Genomic DNA, 8527 nt, shown 5'->3' with positions numbered 1-8527 from the left:
ACCACCATGCCTCCCCGAACGCGTAACACGACTACGCCAAGCCGGGACATGCCTACGCAGACGCGGGACACGCCGGCCCGCCGCCAGGACCCCGGGCGTGTCCCGGCTTCAGGTAGCCGTGTCCCGCTTTCACGTAGCCGTGTCCCGCGTTCGGGTAGGCGTGTGACGCATTCGCGTAGCCGAGGGGTCTGCCATGGGTGACCCCGTCTCGTTCCGGCTCACGGTGTCCGAGGTGATCACCGAGACCCGCGACGCCCGCACGCTCGTCTTCGACCTGCTTCCGGACCAGCGCGCGCTGTTCGCCTACCGCCCCGGCCAGTTCCTCACCCTGCGCATCCCCAGCGACCGCACCGGCTCCGTGGCCCGCTGCTACTCCCTGTGCAGCTGCCCGCACACCGAATCGCAGCTCCGGGTGACCGTCAAGCGCACCCCAGACGGCTACGCCTCGAACTGGCTCTTCGACAACGTCAAGCCCGGCACCACGCTCGAAGCCCTCGCCCCGGCCGGCATCTTCACCCCGCGGTCCCTCGACGGCGACCTGCTGCTCCTCGCCGCCGGCAGCGGGATCACGCCGATCATGTCGATCATCAAGGCCGCGCTCTCCGAGGGCTCCGGCACGCTCACCCTGATCTACGCCAACCGGGACGAGCACTCGGTGATCTTCGCCGGCGAGCTGTGCGCGCTGGCCGAGCGCCACCCCGCCCGGCTCACCGTGATCCACTGGCTGGAGTCCGTCCAGGGCCTGCCCACCACTCCTGCACTCCGCGCGCTGGTCACCTCGTTCGCTCCGACCGAGGCCCTGATCTGTGGCCCCAAACCGTTCATGACCGCCGCCCGGGCCGCCCTGGATCTCCCCAAGTCCCATGTCCACCTCGAGCGGTTCGTCTCCCTTGGTGCCAACCCGTTCGAACGCGCCGTCCCCGCCGCACCAGACGACAGCCAACCATCCACAGTGGACGTCGAGCTGGACGGCACCCGCCGCACCCTGACCTGGCCCGCCCAGACCAAGCTCCTCGACCTGCTCCTGGACAGCGGCCTCGCAGCGCCGTACTCCTGCCGCGAGGGCGCCTGCAGCGCGTGCGCCTGCCGGCTGGTCTCCGGCGAGGTCAAGATGCTGAACAACGAGGTGCTTGACCAGGAGGATCTGGACGAGGGGATTATCCTTGCCTGCCAGTCGCTTCCGGTCACCGACCACGTCGAGATCGCCTACGAGTGAGGCCACCGAATGCCCATCGACCCCAATGTCGCCATCGGCGCCGAGCTCCCCGAGGTGGAGTTCTCCTGGACCGCCTCGGACATCCTGCTCTACCACCTCGCCCTGGGCGCGGGCGCCGACGATCTGCGGTATGTGCTGGAGGACCGGCTGCAGGTGCTGCCCACGTTCGGTGTGGTGGCACCCAACTTCCGGACGTTCGAGCCGCCGTCGGTGCGCTTCCCCGGCATCGAGATCGACCTGGCCAAGGTGCTGCACGGAACCCAGTCGATCACCGTGCACCAGCCGCTTCCGGTGTCCGGCAAGGCCGTGGCGCGCCCCCGGATCGCCGAGGTCTGGGACAAGGGGAAGGCCGCGGTGATCGTCCAGGAGGCGACGGTGACCGACCCGGCCGGCGCTCCACTGTGGACGGCCAGGTCCAGCATCTTCGCCCGTGGTGAGGGCGGGTTCGGCGGCGAGCGCGGACCGTCGGAGCGGGTCGCGGTCCCCGACCGGGCGGCGGACATCGTCGTCGAGGTGCCGACCCTGCCGCAGCAGGCGCTCCTGTACCGCCTGTGCGGGGACCGCAACCCGCTCCACGCCGACCCGGACTTCGCCGTCCGGGCCGGTTTCCCCCGGCCAATCCTGCATGGCCTGTGTACCTGGGGCATCGTCTGCAAGGCCGTCGCCGGCACCATGCTCGGCGGCGACGTGACCCTCATCCGGTCGTACTCCGCGAGGTTCGCCGGGGTGGTGTACCCCGGCGACACCCTGCGGATCAGCATCTGGTCGGAAGATGACCGCCTGCTCGTCACCGCGTCCACAGTGGAGCGTGGAGACCCGGTGCTCGCCGACGGGATCCTGATCGCCCGGTCCGGAGTGCGATGAAGGGGGCCTTTCTCGCACTGGGCGTGAGGATGGCCGCCTTCATCGCACTCTCCCCCTAGGACGCGGAGCAGGAACCGAGCCTCGGCACCGCCGTCGAGTTGCCGTTCATCATGACGGTGAACCCGAACGACGTCGACGCGCCGGCCGCGAGGTTTCCGTTGCTGCTGTTGTTCCGCATCGTCATCACGTTGCCGCTGGAGTCCCAGGTCGGGTTGCCGTTCCAGGTCGCCGAGATCTGCTGCGGCCGCGTGATCGTCACCGTGGTGGTCCAGCCGGTGATCGCGGTGCTGCCGGCTCGGACGGTCACCTGCCCGTTGTAGCGGTCGGGCCAGCGCTGCGTCTCCTGGTAGGACACGGTGCAGCCGCCGGGCGGGGGCGGAGGCGGCGGAGTCGTGCTGCTGGGCGGGGGCGTGGTGCCGTTGTTCAGCGCGGTCAGCACCGCGGTGTAGGCCGGCTTCTTGTTGTAGTTGCCGTCCAGCACCAGCGGCGTTCCGCTGGCCCGCCAGGAGTACTTGTCCGTCACGCCCCAGACGGTGATCCCGGCACAGCGGCTCACGGCCAGGCACGCGTTGACGACCCGCGTGTAGCTATTGGCCTGGGCCGTCCCGGAGCCTTCGATGTCCAGCTCGGTGATCTGCACGTCCACGCCGAGGTTGGCGAAGCGCTGCAGGTTCTGCTGGTAGTCACTCGGCACCGGGGAGGCGCTGTTGAAGTGGGACTGGAAGCCGACGCAGTCGATCGGCACGCCGCGGTTCTTGAAGTCCTGCACCATGGCGAACACCGCGTTGCTCTTGGCGTTCTGACCGTCGGTGTTGTAGTCGTTGTAGCAGAGCTTGGCGTTCGGGTCGACGCTGCGAGCGGTGCGGAACGCCTGCTCGATGAACCCGTTGCCGAGCCTGTCCTGGAACGGCGAGCTGCGCCGGGCGCCGCTGCCGCCGTCCTGGAACGCCTCGTTGACCACGTCCCAGGCATAGATCTGGCCCCGGTAGTGGGTCATGAGCTGGGTGATGTGGTTGTTCATCGCCGAGCTGAGGGCGCTCGCGGACAGGCCGGAGACCCAGCCCGGCAGCTGCGAGTGCCACACGAGGGTGTGACCACGCACGCGGTTGCCTCGGCCCCGCGCATCGCTGACGATGCGGTCGGCGTTGCCGAAGTTGAACGAGCCCTGACTGGGTTCGGTCGCGTCCCACTTCATCTCGTTCTCGGGCGTGGCCATGTTGAACTCGGTGTGCAGGGCGTTCGCGTAGTCCGCCTCGCCGAGGTGGTTCGCCGCGACCGCGGCGCCGAAGTAGCGGCCCCGCTCGGCCGCCGAAGCGCCGAGCGTGCTGGCCGCGCTCGCGGTGCCGGACAGGGCGACGAGGCCGGCGGCCGTGACAGCGGCGGCCAGCCCGAGCGGCAGGGCCGTCCGGGCGAACGACCGCACGCGGTGATATCTGCGACTGACGTTGTCGTAGATCATTGCTGCCCCTTCGTTACGGGCTCGACATGGGGTTCAACGGCCGCCACGCTGAGCGACCTAGCGGTAGCGACGAGCTACACCCGAATGGAGTATGCCGGTTACAGCGATGTTGCGTCAACCACAGAATTTCTGAAAATTTTCGGAGCAACTCTTTCCGAAAGTTCCACAGTTAGCACGAAGAACTCGGCGAGACGGCTCTTGATTGAATCAGAAGCGCGTGCAACAACCCCAAAATTTTCGGACTACTACCGAGAGGATTGGCGCTGTCAACGCCAAGGCCAGGCTGCTGGTCGGGATGCCGGTGCCGGCGGTGGCCAGAACGTCCCGCCGACCATGCGCGCGGCAGGCTGCGAGCCCACAGGGCGATCCGACCACAGCTCCAGGTCTGGTCCGACCACCTGCTGAGCCTCGGTGGCCCGTGGATCAACGACATCAGCGATGCCATCAGCGACTCGACCGCACTGGTCCTGCTCGCCTCACCTGAGGGCATCACGTCGAAGTGGGTCATGCGGGAAGCCTCCGCGGCGCAGGCCAGCGGAATTCCCATCGTGCCGATGCTGACTGGCGGCGCCAGGTACAGCGACCTGCCCACCTACCTGGCCGGGATCAACGGGGTGGATCTCGACGAGGATTACCACGACGCGCTATCCAAGGTGGTTCTGGCCTTGACCCGGCCCATTCCCAGCGCGGAGCCGCCCGGCGCCGAACAAGCGCCATCCGGTCTGCCACAGCATCGGACTACGGATGGTCCGCTTCGAGCGCAACGCCCGCACAGGTGGCGGCCGAGGTGGATCGCGCGCACGTAGTGCTGGTCGACGCGGACGACGCGCGTTGGAACGTGCCGTTCATCGTGGGATACACGGTCGGTTCAGGCCGGTCGGCGCTATGCGTTGCCCGAGGCCGGTGCGTGACTTTTCCGGACGCGCTCGGAGTCGCGTCGATGCCGCTCGTTGTGAGCCAAATCGAAGAGGCGATCTATGCCGCAGCCTTTCGACCACAACGGCGTTCGGCGTCTCCGAAGGTGAACGGCCTCAAACGAATTGCCGAACCACCTCGCTGATAGCGTCTACCGCGCTCACCGCGATTCGGTTCGGAAAATGGTGCGAAGTGGCCATTGCCGCCCGTGTGACACCCAGGTCGATGATATTCCAACTCCACACCTTGCGCGCATAGTCGGCGGAGGCGAACATGACGCAGAACCTGGCTCGTTTCCGGAAGACATCATCCAGGTGGGCGGCGAGGTCCTCGCCCTGGAGGTTCGCCCGTCTCATACAGGTCATAGAAGACCTTGACACCCCTTTGCACGAGCAGGTCCGCGACCCGGCCGACGTACGCTCGCTGTTCACCCGCGAACGAAAGGCAGACGTCGTAGAACGGCTCCGACCTCGATCCCGCCGGCATACCTGGCCCCATTCATCGGCTTGACGTATCGTCGCTGATCATTCGAAGAAGGTCAATCCGCCAGCAGGCAATACACCACGCTGGGCGCTAATTCTTCAGCCGCATTTCGTGATGTTCGGTGTGTTGGCCTCTGGCGTCGCCGTGTTGGTCTCTGGCGTCGCCGTGTTGGCGTGTGGCGTCGTCGTGTTGGCCGGGTGCGTGTCGGGGTTGTCGTTGGCTGTGTCCGGTGGCGTCAGCGGGGAGGACTTCACCCGGGCCCAATTGCTCCGCCGGCGTCACCGGCCAACACACCCGCACCAGAGGCCAACACGGCGACGTGAGACGCCAATATGGTTAAGAAGTGCGGCTGCCGTCTTAACAGTCCAAATAAATTGACACAATCCCTGCACAGGACATATTTCGGACAGTCTCTTACCCGCCCAAAATCAGCCCGCTGGTCGGGACGCCGGTGCCGGCGGTGACGAGGACATGGCCGACGCCGTCCACCTGGTTCACCGCGGTGCCGCGGAGCTGCCGGACCGCCTCGGCGATGCCGTTCATGCCGTGGATGTAGGCCTCACCGAGCTGGCCGCCGTGCGGGTTGACCGGCAGCCGGCCGCCGAGCTCGATCGCTCCGCCCGCGATGAAGTGCCGGGCCTCGCCGCGCGGGCAGAAGCCCAGCTCCTCCAGCTGAACCAGCACGAACGGGGTGAAGTGGTCGTAGAGCACCCCCACCGAGACGTCGTCAGGGCCGATGCCGGACTGCCTCCAGAGCTGCCGGGCGACCACGCTCATCTCCGGCAGTCCGGTCAGGTCGTCGCGGTAGTAGCTGTTCATCACGAACTGGTCGGGCCCGCTGCCCTGCGCCGCGGCCCGCACCACGGCCGGCGGGTGCGGGAGATCCGCCGCGCGGGCCGCCGAGGTCACCACGAGGGCCACCGCGCCGTCGCTCTCCTGGCAGCAGTCCAGCAGCCGCAACGGTTCGGCGATCCACCGCGAGGCCTGGTGATCGGCCAGAGTGATCGGCTTTCCGTAGAACCAGGCATTCGGATTGGTGGCGGCGTGCCTGCGGTCGGCCACCGCGACCCGGCCGAAGTCCTCGCTCGTGGCGCCGTACTCGTGCATGTAGCGACGAGCGAACATAGCCACGGTGGCCGCCGGCGTGGCCAGCCCCATCGGGTAGTGCCAGCCATTGTCCACTCCGGACGATGCGGCGTCGGTGGAGACGCGGCCGAACCGCCGGCCGGAGCGCTCGTTGAACGCCCGGTAGCAGACGACCACCGAGGCGACCCCGGTGGCGACCGCCATGGCCGCCTGCTGCACGGTGGCGCACGCCGCCCCGCCGCCGTACGGGATGCGGCTGAAGAAGCTCAGCTCCGGAACGCCGAGCTCACGCGCCACCGCGATCTCGGCGTTGGCGTCCATGGAAAACGTCACCAGTCCGTCCACATCGGATGGTTGGAGCCCGGCGTCGTTCAGCGCGGCGTTCACCGCCTCGACGGCCAGGCGCAGCTCACTGCGGCCGGAGTCCTTGGAGAACTCCGTGGCGCCGATCCCCACGATCGCGGCCGCACCGGGCAGCGTCATGGCAGCACCACCCGAACCGTGCCGGACACGTGGTCGCCCAGGCTGTTGCGGCCCACCACCTCGACCACGGCCTCGTCGCCCTCGACCGCCACCACGCGCCCGGAGAAGACCAGCGTCTCCCCCGCGTAGCAGGGCACCCCCAGCTTGATCGAGATGTTGCGCACCAACGCCTCCGGGCCCGCCCAGTCGGTGACGAAGCGCTGCACCAACCCGGTGTCGGTGAGGATGTTCAGGAAGACGTCCTGGGATCCGCGGGCCAGCGCGGCGTCCCGGTCGTGGTGCACGTCCTGGAAGTCCCGGGTCGCCAGGGCGGTGCTCACCACGAACGTGGTCGTCACGTCGAGGCGGAGCTCGGGCAGCTCGGTGCCGACTGCGGTCATCGCGGCCGCCACCCGGGAAGCGTCAGCCCGGCGTCGACCCTGACGAAGGAAACCCTGACCGGCAAACCGATCCGCACGTCCTCGACCGGCACACCGGTCAGCTCGGCCAGCACCCGCACCCCCTCGTCCAGCTCCACCAGCGCCACCACGAACGGCAGTTCCCGGCCCGGCACCGGCGGATGGTGGTGCACCACGAAGCTGTACACCGTGCCCAACCCGGAAGCCACCACGTACTCCGGTTTCAGCGCACCACACTCGGGACAGGAGGGTCCCGGTGGATGCCGCAACGCGCGACACGCCCCGCACCGCTGGATGCGCAACTCACCCGCCGCCGTGCCCTCCCAGAAGAACTCGGTGTCCCGGCTGACCACCGGCCGCAGCACATTGCCGGGCACGCGGGACGGCGGGCGGAACTTGAGCACCCGGAACATCATCTCCGCCACGGGTTCGCCGTCGGCGTACCATGTGGACAGTGTGGTGACGAACCAGCCTTCGCCAAGGGCGGTGCGCTTCGGCCCGGTCACGTCGACCAGCCGGGAGCGGACCGACACCTGCTCGCCGACCCGGAGACAACGGTGGTACGTCTGCTCGCAGTTGGTCGCCACGACCGAGGTGAATCCCGCCTCGTCCAGAATCGCGGTCATCGCCGCGAGCGGATCATCGGGCGGCCGCTGGCCGCGCAGCCCGTACATCGTCCACACCTGGATCATCGCCGGCGGCGCGACCTGAGCGTCGAGATACCGCGGGTTGGTGTCCCCCAACGCCTCCGTCCAGTGCCGGATCATGGGCAGGTTGACGGGATCGGGCGCCAGCCGCGCCGCCGACTCACCCCGCGCGACCACCTCGGCGGCGGATTCCTGGATGCTCATCGCGGCACCCGGGGCAGCCCGAGCCCGGCCGAGGCGATCAGCTCGCGCTGGATCTCGTTGACCCCGCCGCCGAACGTCAGCACCAGGTTCCGCTTGGCCTGCACGTCCAGCCAGCGCATCAGCTCCGCGGTCGCCGGGTCGGCCGGATCCCCGTACCGCCCAACGACTTCCTCGAGCCGCCGGCCGACTCGCTGGATGCGGTCCGAGCCGAACACCTTGGTGGCCGAGGCATCCGCGATGTCCACCGGCCCGTCCACGGCGGCCACCTGCCAGTTCAGCAGCTCGTTGATCCGCACGGTGGCCCGGGCCTCGGTCAGCACGCGCCGCACCTCGGCCTGCTCGTGGACATCGCGCCGCTGCGCCCAGTCCCGAACCCGTTCGTACAGCGCGGCGATCCGCCCGGCCGGCCCGAGCATCACCCGCTCGTGGTTGAGCTGAGTGGTGATCAGCCGCCAGCCCGCGTTCTCGGCGCCGACCCGCATGCCCACCGGCACCCGGACATCGGCGAAGTACGTGGCGTTGACATGATGCGCGCCGTCACAGGTGATGATCGGGGTCCACGAGTACCCGGGGTCCGATGTGGACACGATCAGGATGGAGATCCCCCTGTGCCGCGGGGCCTCCTGGTCGGTGCGGCAGGCCAGCCAGAGGTAGTCGGCGTCGTGCGCGCCGGTGGTGAAGATCTTCTGCCCGTTCACCACGTAGTGGTCGCCGTCCCGCACCGCGGTCGTCCGGAGCGCCGCCAGATCGGTGCCCGCCTCGGGTTCGGTGT

General features: G+C 68.5%; 10 protein-coding genes. 4 read left to right on the top strand and 6 right to left on the bottom strand.

All coding sequences use genetic code 11. The annotated features are described in order from the left end of the window. Positions 1-193: 193 nt before the first annotated feature. Together VGR06_RS08140 and VGR06_RS08135 are read left to right on the top strand one after the other, a co-directional pair. Positions 194-1216 (top strand): ferredoxin--NADP reductase, encoded by a 1023-nt coding sequence (locus VGR06_RS08140; RefSeq protein ID WP_327558358.1) that lies wholly within the window; start codon positions 194-196, stop codon positions 1214-1216. A gap of 9 nt (positions 1217-1225) precedes the next feature. Continuing rightward, positions 1226-2080 carry a MaoC/PaaZ C-terminal domain-containing protein gene (locus VGR06_RS08135; protein WP_327558357.1) on the top strand — a complete coding sequence of 285 codons (855 nt, stop codon included), beginning with the start codon at positions 1226-1228 and terminating at the stop codon, positions 2078-2080. 55 nt (positions 2081-2135) lie between these two features. Here the strand turns inward: VGR06_RS08135 and VGR06_RS08130 are convergent, their stop codons facing one another. Further along, positions 2136-3539, bottom strand: coding sequence for an endo-1,4-beta-xylanase (locus VGR06_RS08130; RefSeq protein WP_327558356.1), 1404 nt, complete (start codon positions 3537-3539; stop codon positions 2136-2138). Positions 3540-3796: 257 nt separating this feature from the next. On the opposite strand from VGR06_RS08130, the gene VGR06_RS43840 reads away from it, so the two are divergent. Further along, positions 3797-4345, top strand: coding sequence for a toll/interleukin-1 receptor domain-containing protein (locus VGR06_RS43840; RefSeq protein ID WP_414637193.1), 549 nt, complete (start codon positions 3797-3799; stop codon positions 4343-4345). Further along, complete coding sequence (locus tag VGR06_RS08125) at positions 4315-4599, top strand: hypothetical protein (RefSeq protein WP_327558355.1); 285 nt, start codon at positions 4315-4317, stop codon at positions 4597-4599. Before VGR06_RS43840 ends, VGR06_RS08125 begins: the two co-directional genes overlap by 31 nt. Here VGR06_RS08125 and VGR06_RS43835 read toward each other — a convergent pair. The 5 genes from VGR06_RS43835 to VGR06_RS08105 form a co-directional block, all read right to left on the bottom strand. Further along, positions 4571-4810: a hypothetical protein gene (locus tag VGR06_RS43835; protein ID WP_414637192.1), complete on the bottom strand. Its 240-nt coding sequence runs from the start codon at positions 4808-4810 to the stop codon at positions 4571-4573. The genes VGR06_RS08125 and VGR06_RS43835 overlap by 29 nt on opposite strands. A gap of 541 nt (positions 4811-5351) precedes the next feature. Then, a complete protein-coding gene (locus tag VGR06_RS08120) occupies positions 5352-6506 on the bottom strand; it encodes a lipid-transfer protein (protein WP_327558354.1) in 1155 nt (384 codons plus the stop codon). Further along, on the bottom strand, positions 6503-6886 hold the full coding sequence (locus VGR06_RS08115) for a MaoC family dehydratase (protein WP_327558353.1): 384 nt from the start codon (positions 6884-6886) through the stop codon (positions 6503-6505). The genes VGR06_RS08120 and VGR06_RS08115 overlap by 4 nt, the downstream gene beginning before the upstream one ends. Further along, the gene (locus VGR06_RS08110; RefSeq protein WP_327558352.1) at positions 6883-7755 is read right to left on the bottom strand and encodes a bifunctional MaoC family dehydratase N-terminal/OB-fold nucleic acid binding domain-containing protein; all 873 of its coding nucleotides are present in this window, start codon (positions 7753-7755) and stop codon (positions 6883-6885) included. The genes VGR06_RS08115 and VGR06_RS08110 overlap by 4 nt, the downstream gene beginning before the upstream one ends. Continuing rightward, a partial coding sequence (locus VGR06_RS08105; RefSeq protein WP_327558351.1) for an acyl-CoA dehydrogenase family protein occupies positions 7752-8527 on the bottom strand: 776 nt, incomplete at its 5' end. The genes VGR06_RS08105 and VGR06_RS08110, both read right to left, overlap by 4 nt.

This window comes from Actinophytocola sp., assembly GCF_036002505.1.
Lineage (GTDB): Bacteria > Actinomycetota > Actinomycetes > Mycobacteriales > Pseudonocardiaceae > DASYTH01.
The sequence above is the reverse complement of the archived record's forward strand: the minus strand, read 5'-3'. Positions and strand labels throughout refer to the sequence as shown.

What these genes read in the sequence shown, in the direction of transcription:
- VGR06_RS08140 (WP_327558358.1), top strand. Translation starts at nt 194, where the DNA reads ATGGGTGACCCCGTCTCGTTCCGGCTCACGGTGTCCGAGGTGATCACC.
- VGR06_RS08115 (WP_327558353.1), bottom strand. Translation starts at nt 6,886, where the DNA reads ATGACCGCAGTCGGCACCGAGCTGCCCGAGCTCCGCCTCGACGTGACG.
- VGR06_RS08110 (WP_327558352.1), bottom strand. Translation starts at nt 7,755, where the DNA reads ATGAGCATCCAGGAATCCGCCGCCGAGGTGGTCGCGCGGGGTGAGTCG.
- VGR06_RS43835 (WP_414637192.1), bottom strand. Translation starts at nt 4,810, where the DNA reads ATGAGACGGGCGAACCTCCAGGGCGAGGACCTCGCCGCCCACCTGGAT.
- VGR06_RS08130 (WP_327558356.1), bottom strand. Translation starts at nt 3,539, where the DNA reads ATGATCTACGACAACGTCAGTCGCAGATATCACCGCGTGCGGTCGTTC.
- VGR06_RS08120 (WP_327558354.1), bottom strand. Translation starts at nt 6,506, where the DNA reads ATGACGCTGCCCGGTGCGGCCGCGATCGTGGGGATCGGCGCCACGGAG.
- VGR06_RS08135 (WP_327558357.1), top strand. Translation starts at nt 1,226, where the DNA reads ATGCCCATCGACCCCAATGTCGCCATCGGCGCCGAGCTCCCCGAGGTG.